This window comes from Nonomuraea sp. NPDC050786 (genome assembly GCF_040654115.1).
Lineage (GTDB): Bacteria > Actinomycetota > Actinomycetes > Streptosporangiales > Streptosporangiaceae > Nonomuraea.
In genome coordinates, this window is sequence record NZ_JBFAHJ010000002.1 from 544,091 (window position 1) to 558,612 (window position 14,522).

Here is a 14,522-nt window from a genome sequence, read left to right on the forward strand (position 1 = left end):
AGGCCGGCACGCCGTTGATCATCGGCGCTGACGATTATGCCCGGGAAGTCCGAAAAATCACACCTCTAGCCATTTATGGATCATCCGATTAGCATCGGCGCTGACCGTCAGGACACCCATCTGTCAACGCCCGGATTGCGAGACCGCGGTACGTATCACCGGTCTTCGATCGGCAATCCGGCAGCTCTCTCAGCAGACTCGGTCTTCCCCAGCAGAGGTGTTGATGGCGTATCTGGATGCGCAGGTAGCGGTTGTCGGTGCCGGGCCTGTGGGGCTCCTGCTCGCGTGCGAGGTGGCCCTTCACGGCGTCCCGGTGGTGGTGCTCGAACGACTGCCCGAGATCGAATGGCGTCCGAAGGCGGAGGGCATCACCGGGCGGGCCATCGACATCATGGACCGTCGCGGACTCATGATCGGCGTCACCGACGCTCTCCCCAGGCCGCCGACGGAAGAGGAGCGGGCACGCGTCGCCGAAGGCGAGCGACGGCCGGACAGCCTGCTCCCCAAGGCGTTCCCCGGCGCGCGGCACTTCGCCACCATGTTCCTGCTCCGTCCCGAGTCCCCCGACCTGCTGGTGCCCCAGCAACTCCTGGAGGAGGACCTGGCCCGGCGCGCCGCGGAGCTGGGCGTCGAGGTACGGCGCGGCCACACGGTCACCGGCTTCGTCCAGGACGACGACCGGGTACGTATCGACGTCGAGGGTCCGGACGGGCCGTACCGGATGGAGGCGCACTGGCTCGCCGGCTGCGACGGCGGCCGGAGCGTGGTCCGGAAGCTGTCCGGCATCGCCTTTCCCGGAACGGACGGCGTCACGACCGGATACCGTGCCTTCGCCGAGATCGACGACCCCGGATTCCACCTTCCCGGCTGGTTCCGCAAGGACGGCGGGCTCCTCGTGTACGAGGAGGGGCCACCCCGTTTCATCACGTTGGAGTTCGACGGCCCACCGGCGAACCGGGACGCGCCCATCACGCTCGAGGAGTTCCAGGAGGCGCTGCGCCGGCTCAGCGGCACCAAGGTGACGGTCACCGAGGTCAAGAAGATCACCCGGTTCACCGACAACGCGCGGCAGGCCGAGACGTACCGCAGCGGACGGGTGCTGCTCGTCGGCGACGCGGCACACGTCCACTCGCACTGGAGCGGCCCGGGACTGCGGCTCGGGATGGGCGACGCCCTCAACGTCGGCTGGAAGCTCGCCGCGGTCGCGCGCGGCTGGTGCCATGAGGACCTGCTCGACACCTACACCTCCGAGCGGCACCCGATCGGCGAGCAGACGCTGGAGATCCAGCGTGCCTCGATCGCGCTGATGCAGCCAGGCCCGTACGTCGACGCGCTGCGCCGGCTGCTCAGGGAGCTGCTGCTCCACGACGAGGCGAACCGGCAGCTCACCGCCCTGGTCGACGACCTGCACATCCGCTACGACATGGGCGACCCGTCGCTGACCGGCCCGCTGGTCGGGCGCTACAGCCCGGATCTGCGGCTGCGGCACGCGGGCGACACCGTACGGGTCGCCGAACTGCAGCGCACCGGGCGGCCGCTGCTGCTCGACCTCGGCGCCGGTCCTGGGCTGCGCGCGCTCGCCGAACCCTGGGCCGACCGGGTCGACGTGGTCACGGCCGAATGCGCCGAGGCCCCGGCGGAGGCGCTGCTGATCCGGCCGGACGGCTTCGTCGCCTGGAGCACGCCCGCCGACCCGGCGTCGCTGCGCGACGCGCTCACCCGATGGTTCGGCCGACCCGGACAGGAGGCTGGCGATGAGTGATCCCCAACTGACCACACTGCCCGTTTCGACCCCGGTCGACGAGGCGATCGAGGTGGTCGAGCGCGACGGAGCAGTGATCATCGAGGATTTCATCGACGCCGCCACGCTCCGCGGCCTCTGGGAGGACCTGGGCCCGGATCTGGAACGCCAGGCGGACGGCGACGGCCGGCTGGTCGGCGAGAAGACCCGGATCCTGCCGGGCCTGGTACGCCGGAGCGAGCACTCGATCACGATCATGCGGCAGCCGCACCTCCTCGGCAGCGCGCGGCACTTCCTGCAGCGCCCGGTCCGGGCCTGGCTCGGCGAGCAGCGCGTGGAGCTGGTCCCGACGATCCAGCTCGGCATCTCGCGGGCGATCCAGATCCGGCCCGGGGTGCCGATGCAGGGGCTGCACCGGGACGACACGGCCCACCTCCGTACCCACCCGGGCCCGGAGAGCCGGGTGCAGGTCATGATCGCCGCGAGCGAGTTCACCGCGCGCAACGGCGCCACCCGCGTGATCCCGGGGAGCCACCGGTGGGACGACGAGCGGGCGCCCCGCGACGACGAGGCGGTCCCCGCCGAGATGCGGCCCGGCTCCGCGCTGCTCTGGCTCGGCAGCACGTACCACGGCGCCGGCGTCAACGCCTCCGACGGGCCTCGCACCGGCCTGTCGTACGCCTACGACCTCGGCAACCTCCGCCAGGAGGAGAACCACTACCTCTCCTTGCCGCTGGACACGGTCCGCGGCTTCCCCGAGGACATCCAGCGGCTCCTCGGCTACGAGGCCTGCCCGCCGATGTGCGGCCTGTACGAGCTGAGCGATCCGATGCTGCTGCTCCGCGACGGCCCGGAGAACCCCGCCGCGACGGCAGACCCCCAGTGACGTCGGACGGCCTTTCGTGCCACCACGCCCCGCGCTGAAGGAAGACGGATGCGTACACCCGACATGTACCTGCGCAGCATCGGCGTCCATCTGCCGCCGGTGGTCAGCATCGAGACGGCCGTCGCCGAGGGCAGCTACCCGGCCGATGAGATGGAGTACTTCCGCCTGCGCGGCGCGGCGGTGGCCGGCGACGTGCCGGCTCCGGAGCTCGCCCTCCGCGCGGCCCGGCACGCGTTCGAGCGCTCCGGCGGGATGTCACCGCGCGACCTGGACCTCATGCTCTACGCCGACGTCTGGCACCAGGGGCCGGAGGGCTGGCAACCGCAGTTCTACCTGCAGCAGCACCTGGTCGGCGGCGACGTCCTCGCGGTCGAGCTGCGGCACGGCTGCTGCGGCCTGTTCAGCGCGCTGCAGCTGACCGCCGGCTACCTGCGGCCGGGCGGCACTGCGCTGCTGGTCGGCGCCGACAACCACGGCACCCCACTGGTCGACCGGTGGCGCATGATCGAGGGCAACGTGATGGGCGACGCCGGATGCGCGCTGCTGATCACCACGGACACGGGCTTCGCGGAACTGCGCGCTGTCAACGTGACCGTGCTGCCGGAGGCCGAGTCGGTCAACGACGGCGGCGTGCCGATGTGGCCGCCGGACGCGACCGTGGGCCGGCCGCTCGACTTCGCCGCCCGCAACCGCGAGTTCCGCAAGCGGCTGCTGGCCCGCGACGGCTCCGTCGTCATGCAGGCGATCCAGTCGACGCTCATGGAGCTGGTCGACCGCACGCTCAAGGAGGCGGAGATCACGCTCGACGAGGTGGCGCGCGTGGCCCTGCCCCACGGGCGCTGGGACGACCTGGAGCACCGGCTGGTGAACTGGTTCGGGCTGACCTTGGACGACACCACCTGGGAGTACGGCGCCGGCGTCGGACACCTGGGGGTCAGCGACCAGTTCGTCGCCCTCGACCACCTGCTGGCCAACGGGGCGCTGGCTCCCGGCGACTACATGCTCCTCATCGGGGTGGGCGCCGGCACCACCATGGCCTGCGCCGTCCTGCGGATCCTCGACATCCCCCAGGAGTACGCCTCCGACCGGCCCGGCTGAGCAGGCGCGCATCGACGATCGACTTCGACGAGCCCGGGAGGCGACATGGAGACGGCGGACATGTACATCAGCGGGGTCGGGTCGTACCTTCCTGCCACGGTGAGCGTGGAGCACGCCGTGGCGGCGGGGTGGTACCCGGCCGAGGAGGTCGAGCTGCACCGGCTCGCCGCGGTCGCGGTGGCCGGCGACATGCCGCCGCCGGAGATGGCGTTACGGGCGGCGCGCAGCGCGGTGGCCCGCAGCGGGCGCTCCCCCGCCGATCTGGATCTGCTGCTGTACGTCTCGACCTGGCACCAGGGGCCGGAGGGCTGGCCGCCACAGGCGTACGTGCAGCGCCACCTGGTCGGCGACGGCGTCCTGTCCACCCAGCTCAAGCAGGGGTGCAACGGCATGTTCGCCGCCTTGGAGCTGGCCGCGAGCTACCTGCGGGCGGCGCCCGGCCGCCAGGCGGCGCTGCTGGTCGCCGCCGACAACTACGGCACCCCGCTCGTCGACCGGTGGCGGATGCTGCCCGGCGCCGTCGCCGGTGACGCGGGCAGCGCCCTCGTGCTCGACACCGAACCGGGGTTCGCCCGGCTGGCGTCGGTGTGCACGATGTCGGTGTCGGAGGCCGAGGAGATGCACCGCTGCGCCGAGCCGCTCTTCCCGCCCGGCGTCACCGAGGGCCGCACGGTGGACTTCGCGGCGCACAACGACGTGTTCCGGCGGCGCGCGGTGGTCGAGGGCGACGGGACCGGGGTCCTGGTGACGCTGGACGAGCGGATGGCCGAAGTGATCGACCAGGCCCTGTCGGAGGCCGGGATCAAGGCGGACGACCTGGCCCGGGTGTCGTGCATGAACACCTCCCAGGAGATCGCCGACCAGATCTGCGAGCACCGGCTGGGCATTCCGGCGTCCCGGTCGGTCTGGGACTTCGGCCGGACGATCGGCCACTGCGGGGCCAGCGACCAGATCCTCGCGCTGGAGCACCTGGTCCGCGGCGGCGACCTGGGACCCGGCGATCACCTGCTGATGTTCGGTTTCGGGCCGGGCGTGACCATCTCGGCCGCCGTCGTGGAGATTCTCGAGTCGCCCGTGTGGGCGCGGATACGGGGAGGCGATGAGTGATGGCTCGACCTGCCGAGTTGATCGCCCTGATCGGGATCGGCTGCCGCCTGCCTGGCGGCGTCGGTTCGGCGGACGAGTACTGGGACCTGCTGTGCGAGGGACGCGACGCCAGCGGGCCGGCGCCCGAGGAGCGCTGGCGCGACTACGCCGACCGGGGCCCGTCGTACGCGACCGCGGTACGCCGCACGCTGGCGCGCGGCAGCTTCCTCGACGGGGTGGCCGACTTCGACGCGGAGTTCTTCGGGCTCTCGCCGCGCGAGGCGGAGCTGATGGACCCGCAGCAGCGCCTGGTGATGGAGACCGCGTGGGAGGCGCTGGAGCACGCCGGCGTGGCGCCGACCTCGCTGGCCGGCACGGACGCGGGCGTGTACGTGGGCGTCTGCACCGGCGACTACGGGCACCGGCTGCTGGAGGACCTGCCCGACATCGAGGCGTGGACCGGGATCGGCTCGGCCACCTGCGCGGTGGCCAACCGGGTGTCGTACGCGCTCGACCTGCGCGGCCCGAGCATGGCGGTGGACACGGCGTGCTCGGCGTCGCTGGTCGCCGTCCACCTGGCCGTGCAGGCCCTGCGGGCCGGCGAGACGGACGTGGCGCTGGCCGGCGGGGTCAACCTCATCCTGTCCCCCGGCGAGACGCTGACCCTGGACGCCGCGGGCACGCTGGCCCCCGACGGGCGGAGCAAGTCGTTCGACGCCGCCGCCGACGGATACGGGCGGGGCGAGGGCGCGGTGGTCGTCGTCCTCAAGCGGCTCTCCGACGCCGTACGCGACGGAGACCGGGTCCTCGCGACCATCCGCGGCAGCGCGGTGAACCAGGACGGCCGCACCGCGGGCATCATGGCGCCGTGCGGCCAGGCGCAGGAGCACGTCATGCGCCGCGCGCTGCGGCAGGCGGGCGTCGAGCCGGGCACGGTCGGCTACGTCGAGGCGCACGGCACCGGCACCGCGGTCGGCGACCCGCTCGAAGCCGGCGCGCTGAGCGCCGTGTACGGGAAGGGCAGGCCGCCGGAGCAGCCGTGCCTGATCGGCTCGGCCAAGTCCAACATCGGTCACCTCGAGGGCGCCGCCGGCATCGCCGGCCTGGTCAAGGCCGTCCTGGCGCTCGAACGCGGCCAGATCCCGCCGAGCCGGCTCGACACGCCCAATCCGGCCGTCGACTGGGAGGCCGCCGGGCTGCGGGTGGTCGACGCGCCCGCGCCGTGGCCCGGTTCCGCGCATCCGCGCCGGGCCGCGGTCTCCGCCTTCGGCTACGGCGGCACCGTCGCCCACGTCGTCCTCGAACAGGCGCCGCCGGCGGAGCCACCCGCCGAAGGGCGCGCGGGCCGGCTGTTCCCGGTGTCGGCCGCGTCGCGGGCGGCGCTGCGGCAGGCCGCCGGCAACCTCGCCGGCGTCGTCGGCGACCTGCCGGCGGCCGGCGTCGGGCACACGCTCGCGCTGCGCCGGGCCCATCTGCCGCACCGCGCGGTGGTGGCGGCCGAGGATCCGGCCGCGCTGGCCGCCCGGCTGCGCGCCCTGTCGGCCGGCACCCCGCACGACGCGGTGACCACCGGGCAGGTGCTCGTCGATCCCGGTCCCGGCCCGGTGTTCGTCTTCTCCGGACACGGCTCGCAGTGGGCCGGCATGGGCCGCGAACTGCTGGAGACCGAGCCGGCGTTCGCCGCGGTGGTCGACGAGCTGGAGCCGGTGTTCGCCGCCGAGATCGGCTTCTCGCCACGGAAGGTGCTCACCGAGGACGAGCTGACCGACGTGGACCGGATCCAGACCATGATCTTCGTGATGCAGCTCGGCCTCGTCGAGCTCTGGCGTGAGCACGGGGTGCGCCCGCACGCGGTCATCGGCCATTCGGTCGGCGAGATCGCCGCCGCCGTGACGGCCGGAGCGCTGAGCCGCCTGGACGGGGCCCGGCTGATCTGCCGGCGCTCCCGGCTGCTGCGGCGCGTCGCCGGGCGGGGTGCGATGGTCATGGTGCAGCTGCCGTTCGCCGAGACGGCGCGGCTGCTCGGAGAGCGTACCGACGTGGTGGCCGCGATCGCGTCGTCACCCGGCTCGACGGTCGTCTCCGGCGATCCGGACGCCGTGGCCGACGTGCTGGCCGGCTGGCTCGAGCAGGGGATCCCGGCCCGCCGGGTCGCCTCGGACGTGGCCTTCCACGGGCCGCAGATGGATCCGCTCCTGGCGGAGCTGACCGCCGCCGCGGCCGACCTGACGGCCGACACCCCTGGCCTCCGCGTCTACTCGACGGCGCTGGAGGATCCGCGGACGAGTCACGGCTTCGACGGCGCGTACTGGGCGGCCAACCTGCGCCGGCCGGTGCGCCTGGCCGACGCGGTCACGGCGGCCGCGGCGGACGGGTACCGCGCGTTCGTCGAGATCTCCCCGCACCCGGTGGTCACCCACTCGGTGCTGGAGACGCTGGGCGCGGGCGGGTACGAGGAGATCTTCGTCGGCGCGTCGTTGCGGCGCAACCGCTCCCCGCGCGTCACCCTGCCGGCCAGTGTGGCCGCGGCGTACTGCGCCGGCCTCGAGGTGGACTGGCATCGCCTGCAGCCCGCCGGCGGGCCGGTCGTGCTGCCCTCCTACCCCTGGCAGCACCGCAGGCACTGGCGTGCGCCGTCGGCCCCGGACACCGCCGGCCGCGGCCACGATCCGGACACCCACACGCTGCTCGGCGACGGCGTCGACCTCGCGGGCAGCGACGTACGGCTCTGGCGGACCGGCGTGGACGACCAGACCCGGCCCTACCCCGGCAGCCACGCCATCGAGGGCGTGGAGATCGTGCCGGCCGCGGTGCTCGCGGCGACCTTCTTCGCCGCCTCCGGAGGTCGGACGCTCGGCGAGGTGACGATGTCGGCGCCGCTGCTGACCGCCGACCGCCGCGAGGTCCAGGTCGTCCGGCAGGGAGGCGAGCTGCGGCTGGCCGCCCGCGCCGCGGGCGAACCGGACGCCGCCTGGCAGATGATCGCCACCGCGACGGTGCCCGCCACGCCAGGTGAGGCACCGGACCCACCGGCGCACCCGCTCACGGCGGCGGACCCGGGCCTGGTCATGGAGCGGCTCGCCGCCGTCGGCGTACCCGGGACCGGGTTCGACTGGACGGTCGAGGAACTGCTGCGCGGCCACGGCGCGCTGCGCGCCCGGGTACGGTGCGGCCCGGCCGCCACGTGGGCGCCCGTCCTGGACGCGGCGATGTCGGTGGCGCCGAGCGCGTTCCCCGGCGACCCGCTGCTCCGCATGGTGACGCACGTCGATCGGCTGGTCGCGGTCGGGGAGCCACCGGACACGGTGGAGATCGAGGTGTGGCTCGACCCCGAGCGCGCCGACACGGTACAGGTACGGGTGACCGACGGCGCCGGTGACGTCGTCGGCTGGCTGTCGGGACTGCGGTACCCGGTGATCGACGTGCCGGCCCCCGCGGAGAACGGCACCGACGGCACGCGGCCCGCCGAATCCATCGCCGACCTGGGGCCGGAGGAGCTGCGCGCGTTCCTCCTTGAGGAGGTCGGCGCGCAGATCGCCAAGGAGATGCGGCTGGACCCCGGCGACCTGCAGCCGCACCGGCCGCTGGTCGAGCAGGGGCTGGACTCGGTGCTGACGGTGGTCGTCCGGCGGCGGCTGGAGAAACGGTTCCGGTGCTCGCTGCCGACGACCCTGCTCTGGCAGCAGCCGACCGTCGCCGCGGTCTCCGACTACATCGCCGGGCTGGTGTCCGCCAACGGGAGTGCTGAAGCGGGGTGAGGTCGCCGGGTCAGGCGAGGGTGGCGGGGTCGGTGTTGGACCCGCAGAGCACCACCGCCACCCGCTCGCCCGGGGCCGGGGTATAGGCGCCCGCCAGCAGCGCCGCGTACGCGGTCGCGCCCGCGGGCTCCGCCGCCACCCGGTGCCGCGCCCAGAGGGTGCGCCGGGCCTCCGCGATCGCCTCGTCGCTCACCAGCACGCTCTTCACCCGGGCGGACGAGAGGATCTCGAACGGGATGGCGCCGAGCTTGGTCGCGCCCAGCGCGTCGGCCGCCACGCCGCCGACCTCCACCGGCACCGGCTCCCCCGCCCGCAACGCCTCGTGCAGGGTCGGGATCCGCTCCGGCTCCACCGCGACGATCCGCGGCCCGGACTCACCGCCCATGGAGGTGCCCAGGGTGATCCCGGCGGCGAAGCCTCCGCCGCCGACGGCGACCACCACCGTGTCCACGCCGTCCGTCTGCTCCACGATCTCCAGCCCCGTGGTGCCCTGCCCCGCCACCACCTCGGCCTGGTCGTACGCGTGCACCGCCAGCGCGCCCGTCTCGGCGGCGCGCTTGGCGGCGGCCTCGGCGGCGTCGGAGTAGATGGCGCCGGTCTGGGTGATGTGCGCCCCCAGCGCCGCGAGCCCCGCCACCTTCACCGGGCTGGTCACCTCGGGCACGAAGATCTCCGCCCGCACTCCTAGGGCCCGCGCCGCGTACGCCACCGCCAGCCCGTGGTTGCCCCCGCTGGCGGCGATCACCCCGCTGGGCGGCAGCTCGCCGGCCGACAGCATGCGGTTGAACGCGCCCCGCACCTTGAAGGACCCGGAGTGCTGCAGCAGCTCCAGCTTGAAGAAGATCCCAGCCGAGACCTCGAGCACCGGCGTGCGGAGCACGTGCCCGTCGATACGACCGGCCGCAGCCAGCACATCCGAATAATCCACAGTGCCACTATGCCAGGGCCTGGGCGACGTCGGCCCAGAGGTCCTCGGGGTGCTCGATGCCCACCGCGATGCGTACGGTGCCCTCGCCGATCCCGCACCTGGCCAGCTCCTCGGCGCTCAGCGCGCGATGCGAGGTCGTGGCGGGGTGCAGCACGAGCGTCTCGACTCCGCCGAGCGAGGGAGCGAGCAGCGCCAGGCGTACGGAGCTCATGAACTTCTCCCCCGCGGCCCGCCCGCCGGCCAGGTCGAACGAGAGCACCCCGCCGAAGTCGGACAGCAGCTTCCCGGCCAGCTCGTACGAGGGATGCGAGGAGAGTCCCGGCCAGTGCACCGCGGTGACGGCGGGGTGCTCCGCGAGGCGGGTGGCGAGGAGGCGGGCGTTGGAGCAGTGGCGCTCCATGCGCAGCCCCAGCGTCTGCAGCCCGCGCAGCGACAGCCAGGCCGCGAACGGGTCCGCCGCGGCTCCCAGCTCGATCGCGAAGTGCCACACCTTCTCGTAGAGGGAGTCGGTGGCGAAGACGGCGATGCCGCCCACCACGTCGGTGTGCCCGGACAGGTACTTGGTGGTGGAGTGGACGACGATGTCCGCCCCGTGTTCGATGGGCCGGGAGAGCAGGGGCGTGGCGAACGTGTTGTCCACCACGGACAGGATGCCCAGCTCGCGGGCCGCCGCGCACATCCCGGGCAGGTCGGCCACCAGGGTCATCGGGTTGCTGATCGTCTCCAGGTAGACCAGCCGGGTCTCCGGCCGGACGGCGGCGCGCAGGGCGGCGGGGTCGTTCTCGGGCACGTACGTCACCGTGATCCCGAACCTGCCCACCAGGTCGTTGATCATGGCGGCGGTCCCGCCGTACAGGGAGGTCTGGGCGACGAGGTGGTCGCCGGGCTTGAGCAGGCCGAGCAGGACGGTGTTGATCGCCCCCATTCCCGAGCCCGTGGCGATGGCCGCGGCCCCGCCCTCCAGGTCGGCGACGGCCAGTTCCAGCGAGCGGACGGTGGGGTTGGTGTAGCGCGCGTACACAAACGGCCCGTCGGCCCGGCCCATCGCATCCGCCATCACGGCGGGGTCGTCGAAGGTGAACCCGGACGTCTGGTAGATCGGCATGGTGATCGGGCGGCTGCCCTCGATGGAGGGCTGCGGCACGTGAACGGCGCGGGTCTCCGGACGGAGCATCTCAGGACGGGATTCGGTCATGGACCCAGCATCGCCGCAGAAGAGGTCCGAGGTGAGAGCCAATCTGACAGAATTGGTCCATGAATGGGGCCAATCTTGATGACCTCGTCGATCTGCTGGGCCGCTGGGCGTCGGGGCGCGGCCCGCTCTACCTGCTGCTCGCCGCCAGGCTGCGAGCCCTGATCGACGACGGCGTGCTGCCGCCGGACCAGGCCCTGCCTCCCGACCGGGTGCTCGCCAAGCGGCTCGCGGTGGGCCGGGGCACCGTGGTGGCCGCGTACGACCTGCTGCAGCAGGAGGGCCGCCTGCTGCGCCGCCAGGGCAGCGGCACCCGGGTGGCCGCGCTCGAGCTGCCCTCCACGCGGACCGCCGACAGCGTGGTGGCCAACCCGCTGTTGCTGCACATCCTGCACCCGCCGGACGGCGTGCAGCTCCTGACGTGCGCCGCGCCGGACGACCCGCCGGACGCGATGTTCGAGGCGTACGAGGAGGCGGGCGCGCGGCTGGCCGGGACGCGCGACATGGGCTACCAGCCGGCGGGCGCCCAGGCCCTGCGCGCGGCCCTGGCCGCCTACTACACCGGCCGCGGCGTGCCCACGACGGCCGACGAGATCATGGTCACCACGGGCGCGCAGCAGGCCCTCACGCTGCTGACCGACCTGCTGCTGGCGCCCGGTGACACGGTGCTGACCGAGACGCCGACGTACCCGGGCGCGCTCGAGGTGTTCCGGCACGCCGCCGCCGTCGTCCGGCCGGGAACGGCGGAGGACCTGCGCGAACGCCCCGCCCTGGCCTACTTCGTCCCTACCGCCCGCAACCCGGACGGCTCCATCATGGACCGCCCGGCCCGCAGGCGGCTGACCGCGCTGGCCACCGAGCACGACGTGCCGCTGATCGAGGACGAGGTCTGCGCCGAGCTCTGCTTCACCGGCGAGACTCCCCCTCCGCTGGCCTCGTTCAAGGGGGGCGAGCACCTGATCTCCGTCAGCTCGCTGAGCAAGCTCGTCTGGGGCGGCCTGCGGGTCGGGTGGATCCGCGCGGCGGCGCCGCTGGTCTCGCGGCTGTCCAGGCTGCGAGCCGTGCACGACCTGGGCGGCGAGGTCTTCAGCCAGCTCGCCGCCGTCGCCCTGCTGCGCCGCCTGGACGAGATCCGCGCGGCGCGCGTGCGCACGTTGCGGGCGCGCCACGACCACCTGTGCGCCGAGCTGCGCGCGCACCTGCCGTCGTGGTCCTTCGAGCCGGCGCTGGGCGGCCAGACCATCTGGGTACGGATCCCGCGCGGCGACGTCGACTCCTTCTCCCAGGTCGCGCTCAGGCACGGCGTCGCGGTGCCGCCGGGGAGATCGTTCGACCCGCTCGGCGGGCACGCCGACCGCATGCGCCTGCACTTCCTCTTCCCGGAGGAGGAGCTTTCGCGAGCGGTGAACAACCTGGCCGCGGCCTGGGCGGACTATGACGGATCGGGCCGCTCGGTCTCCCGCCACCCTCTGATCGTCTGACAGGGTGGATGCCATGGAGACGACCTTCGTACTCGTGCACAGCCCTTCCGTCGGGCCGTCGACCTGGGCGCCCGTGGCCGAGTCGCTGGAGCGCCGCGGGCACGCGGCCGTGGTGCCCGACCTGACCGGCGTGTCGGCGGGCGGCGCGCCGTACTGGCCGCGAGTGGTGGAGGCGGTGCGCGCGGTCGCCCCGGACGGGCCCGTCGTGCTGGCCGCGCACAGCAACGCGGGCTTCTTCCTGCCGCTGGTCAAGGAGGGGCTGGGCGAGCGGGTGGTGGCGTGCGTGTTCGCCGACGCGCACATACCGCCGCGCGAGGGGCTGATCAAGGTCGCCGGCGAGAGCTTCCTGCCGTTCCTGCACGACCTGGCGGGCCCCGACGGCGTGCTGCCGCGCTGGACCGACTGGTGGGACGAGGAGGACGTGGTGGCCATGCTGCCCGATCCCGCCGTGCGCATCCGGGTGGCGGCCGAGCAGCCCCGGCTGCCGCTCGACTACTACACGCAGCTCGTCCCCGTGCCCTCCGGGTGGGACGACGTCCGGTGCTCGTGCCTGTGGTTCGGGCCGCCGTACGAGAGCGTCGCCGAGGACGCTGCCCGCCGAGGCTGGCCCGTGAACCGCCTGCCCGGCATGCACCTGCACCAGCTCGTCGACCCGGAGGGCGTCACGGACGCGCTGCTCAAGCTCTCCCGGAAGTCGTGAATTCCTCACTGTCACCCCGCGATCAGCCCCGGAACACTCGGACGCATGACAGCGATCGAAGTGCACGGGCTCATGAAGAGCCACCAGGGGTTCGAGGCGGTGAAGGGCATCTCCTTCGAGGTCGAGGCCGGCCAGATCTTCGCCCTGCTGGGCCGCAACGGCGCGGGCAAGACCACCACGATCGAGGTGCTGGCCGGCTTCCAGCGGGCCGACGGCGGCACCGTACGGGTGCTGGGCCTCGACCCGTACGCCGACCGCGCGGCCGTCCGGCCGCGCACCGGGATCATGCTGCAGGAGGCCGGGTTCTTCCCTGACCTGACGGTGGCGCAGACCGTCGACATCTGGCGCGCCTTCACCGCCGCCGCCCGGCCCGGCGACGAGGCGCTGGAGCTGGCGGGGCTGGCCGGCAGGCGGTCCACCAAGGTCCGCCAGCTGTCGGGCGGCGAGAAGCGCCGGCTCGACCTGGCGCTGGCCGTGCTGGGCCGTCCTGAGGTGCTCTTCCTCGACGAGCCGACCGCCGGCATGGACCCCGAGGCCCGCGGCGGCACCTGGGCGGTCGTCCGCGACCTGGCCAGGCAGGGCACCACGGTCCTGCTCACCACGCACTACCTGGAGGAGGCGCAGCGACTGGCCTCCGCCATGGCGATCCTGGATGAGGGCGAGGTGGTCGCGTCGGGCGACATGGCGGAGACCCTCGCCGCCCAGTCGGGGCGGGTGGCGTTCCGGCTGCCGCCGCACGTCGACCCGGCCGACCTGCCGCTGCCGGTCACCATGGAGGGCGAGAGCGCCGTCTGCCGCGCCGAGGACCCCGACCTGGCCGCGCAGACGCTGCTGACCTGGGCGGCCGAGCGCGGCCTGCGCCTGGCCGGCCTGGAGGTCCGTACGGCCACCCTCGAAGACCTGTTCCTGGACCTCGCGAGGAGCGCCCGATGAGCCTGACCGCGACCTACCGCCTCGGCACGCTCCTGTTCTGGCGGGACAGGAGCATGCTGTTCGCCTCGGTGATCATGCCTGTGGGGCTGGCCGTCGGCATGCCGCTGCTCATGAAGAGCGTCGTCAACATGGCCACCGCCGTCTCGAGCTTCCAGAGCATGCTCTCGATCCTGCTGGCGATCACCGCGTTCATGAACATCGCCGTCACCCTGACCACCCGCCGCGACCAGCTCGTGCTCAAGCGGCTGCGGGCCGGCCGGCTGACGGACACGCAGCTGCTGATCGGCCAGATCGCCAGCACGGCCACGCAGACCGTGCTCCTGATCGTGCTCTGCACGCTGGCCGCGCGCCTCGTGGCCGGGGTGCCGCTGCCCGGTGACCCGCTGGGCTTCGCCGCGATCACGATCGCGGGGGCGGTCGTGCTCTCCCTGCTCGGCGCCGCGTACACGGCCGCGATCCCGCGCGCCGAGCTGGCCATGCCCTTCACCATGCCCGTCTTCCTGCTGGCCGGGGTGTCGGCGGGCGCGATGGGCCCCATCCCGCTCCCCTCGTGGCTGCGGCCCGCCCTGGACCTGCTCCCCACCACAGCCGTCGTGAACGCCGTCAAGACCGGCGACCTGGCCGTGCCCGCCCTGGTCCTGGCCGCCTGGACGATCGTCGGAGTCGGCGTGATCATGCTCTGGTTCCGCTGGGAACCCCGCCGGTCGTAGGGCGGTCAT

11 protein-coding genes are annotated in these 14,522 nt (G+C 73.4%); 9 read left to right on the forward strand and 2 right to left on the reverse strand.

All coding sequences use genetic code 11. The features are described from left to right. Positions 1-223 precede the first annotated feature (223 nt). The 5 genes from AB0H84_RS06910 to AB0H84_RS06930 are packed head-to-tail and all read left to right on the forward strand — an operon-like array spanning position 224 to position 8,569. Entirely contained in the window at positions 224-1,762 is a 1,539-nt protein-coding gene (locus tag AB0H84_RS06910) for an FAD-dependent monooxygenase (protein WP_357599261.1), read from the forward strand. Continuing rightward, on the forward strand, positions 1,755-2,627 hold the full coding sequence (locus tag AB0H84_RS06915) for a phytanoyl-CoA dioxygenase family protein (RefSeq protein ID WP_357599264.1): 873 nt from the start codon (positions 1,755-1,757) through the stop codon (positions 2,625-2,627). The genes AB0H84_RS06910 and AB0H84_RS06915 overlap by 8 nt, the downstream gene beginning before the upstream one ends. A 48-nt stretch (positions 2,628-2,675) precedes the next feature. Further along, positions 2,676-3,725, forward strand: a complete 1,050-nt coding sequence (locus AB0H84_RS06920; protein ID WP_357599267.1) for a ketoacyl-ACP synthase III family protein — start codon at positions 2,676-2,678, stop codon at positions 3,723-3,725. 45 nt (positions 3,726-3,770) lie between these two features. Continuing rightward, the gene (locus AB0H84_RS06925; protein WP_357599270.1) at positions 3,771-4,832 is read left to right on the forward strand and encodes a ketoacyl-ACP synthase III family protein; all 1,062 of its coding nucleotides are present in this window, start codon (positions 3,771-3,773) and stop codon (positions 4,830-4,832) included. Continuing rightward, positions 4,832-8,569: a beta-ketoacyl synthase N-terminal-like domain-containing protein gene (locus AB0H84_RS06930; protein WP_357599273.1), complete on the forward strand. Its 3,738-nt coding sequence runs from the start codon at positions 4,832-4,834 to the stop codon at positions 8,567-8,569. Before AB0H84_RS06925 ends, AB0H84_RS06930 begins: the two co-directional genes overlap by 1 nt. A gap of 10 nt (positions 8,570-8,579) precedes the next feature. Here the strand turns inward: AB0H84_RS06930 and AB0H84_RS06935 are convergent, their stop codons facing one another. Then, on the reverse strand, positions 8,580-9,497 hold the full coding sequence (locus AB0H84_RS06935) for a serine/threonine dehydratase (protein WP_357599276.1): 918 nt from the start codon (positions 9,495-9,497) through the stop codon (positions 8,580-8,582). Between the two features lie 7 nt (positions 9,498-9,504). After that, entirely contained in the window at positions 9,505-10,692 is a 1,188-nt protein-coding gene (locus AB0H84_RS06940) for an aminotransferase class I/II-fold pyridoxal phosphate-dependent enzyme (RefSeq protein WP_357599279.1), read from the reverse strand. Positions 10,693-10,751: 59 nt separating this feature from the next. Here AB0H84_RS06940 and AB0H84_RS06945 point away from each other — a divergent pair, with 59 nt between their 5' ends. The 4 genes from AB0H84_RS06945 to AB0H84_RS06960 are packed head-to-tail and all read left to right on the forward strand — an operon-like array spanning position 10,752 to position 14,513. After that, entirely contained in the window at positions 10,752-12,170 is a 1,419-nt protein-coding gene (locus AB0H84_RS06945) for a PLP-dependent aminotransferase family protein (protein ID WP_357599282.1), read from the forward strand. A 13-nt stretch (positions 12,171-12,183) separates the two neighbouring features. Next, positions 12,184-12,870, forward strand: coding sequence for an alpha/beta hydrolase (locus tag AB0H84_RS06950; RefSeq protein WP_357599285.1), 687 nt, complete (start codon positions 12,184-12,186; stop codon positions 12,868-12,870). 45 nt (positions 12,871-12,915) lie between these two features. Then, a complete protein-coding gene (locus AB0H84_RS06955; protein WP_357599288.1) occupies positions 12,916-13,803 on the forward strand; it encodes an ABC transporter ATP-binding protein in 888 nt (295 codons plus the stop codon). Further along, positions 13,800-14,513, forward strand: a complete 714-nt coding sequence (locus tag AB0H84_RS06960; protein WP_357599291.1) for an ABC transporter permease — start codon at positions 13,800-13,802, stop codon at positions 14,511-14,513. Before AB0H84_RS06955 ends, AB0H84_RS06960 begins: the two co-directional genes overlap by 4 nt. Positions 14,514-14,522 lie beyond the last annotated feature (9 nt).

What these genes read in the sequence shown, in the direction of transcription:
- AB0H84_RS06945 (WP_357599282.1), top strand. Translation starts at nt 10,752, where the DNA reads ATGAATGGGGCCAATCTTGATGACCTCGTCGATCTGCTGGGCCGCTGG.
- AB0H84_RS06940 (WP_357599279.1), bottom strand. Translation starts at nt 10,692, where the DNA reads ATGACCGAATCCCGTCCTGAGATGCTCCGTCCGGAGACCCGCGCCGTT.
- AB0H84_RS06920 (WP_357599267.1), top strand. Translation starts at nt 2,676, where the DNA reads ATGCGTACACCCGACATGTACCTGCGCAGCATCGGCGTCCATCTGCCG.
- AB0H84_RS06950 (WP_357599285.1), top strand. Translation starts at nt 12,184, where the DNA reads ATGGAGACGACCTTCGTACTCGTGCACAGCCCTTCCGTCGGGCCGTCG.
- AB0H84_RS06910 (WP_357599261.1), top strand. Translation starts at nt 224, where the DNA reads ATGGCGTATCTGGATGCGCAGGTAGCGGTTGTCGGTGCCGGGCCTGTG.
- AB0H84_RS06960 (WP_357599291.1), top strand. Translation starts at nt 13,800, where the DNA reads ATGAGCCTGACCGCGACCTACCGCCTCGGCACGCTCCTGTTCTGGCGG.
- AB0H84_RS06955 (WP_357599288.1), top strand. Translation starts at nt 12,916, where the DNA reads ATGACAGCGATCGAAGTGCACGGGCTCATGAAGAGCCACCAGGGGTTC.
- AB0H84_RS06915 (WP_357599264.1), top strand. Translation starts at nt 1,755, where the DNA reads ATGAGTGATCCCCAACTGACCACACTGCCCGTTTCGACCCCGGTCGAC.
- AB0H84_RS06925 (WP_357599270.1), top strand. Translation starts at nt 3,771, where the DNA reads ATGGAGACGGCGGACATGTACATCAGCGGGGTCGGGTCGTACCTTCCT.
- AB0H84_RS06930 (WP_357599273.1), top strand. Translation starts at nt 4,832, where the DNA reads ATGGCTCGACCTGCCGAGTTGATCGCCCTGATCGGGATCGGCTGCCGC.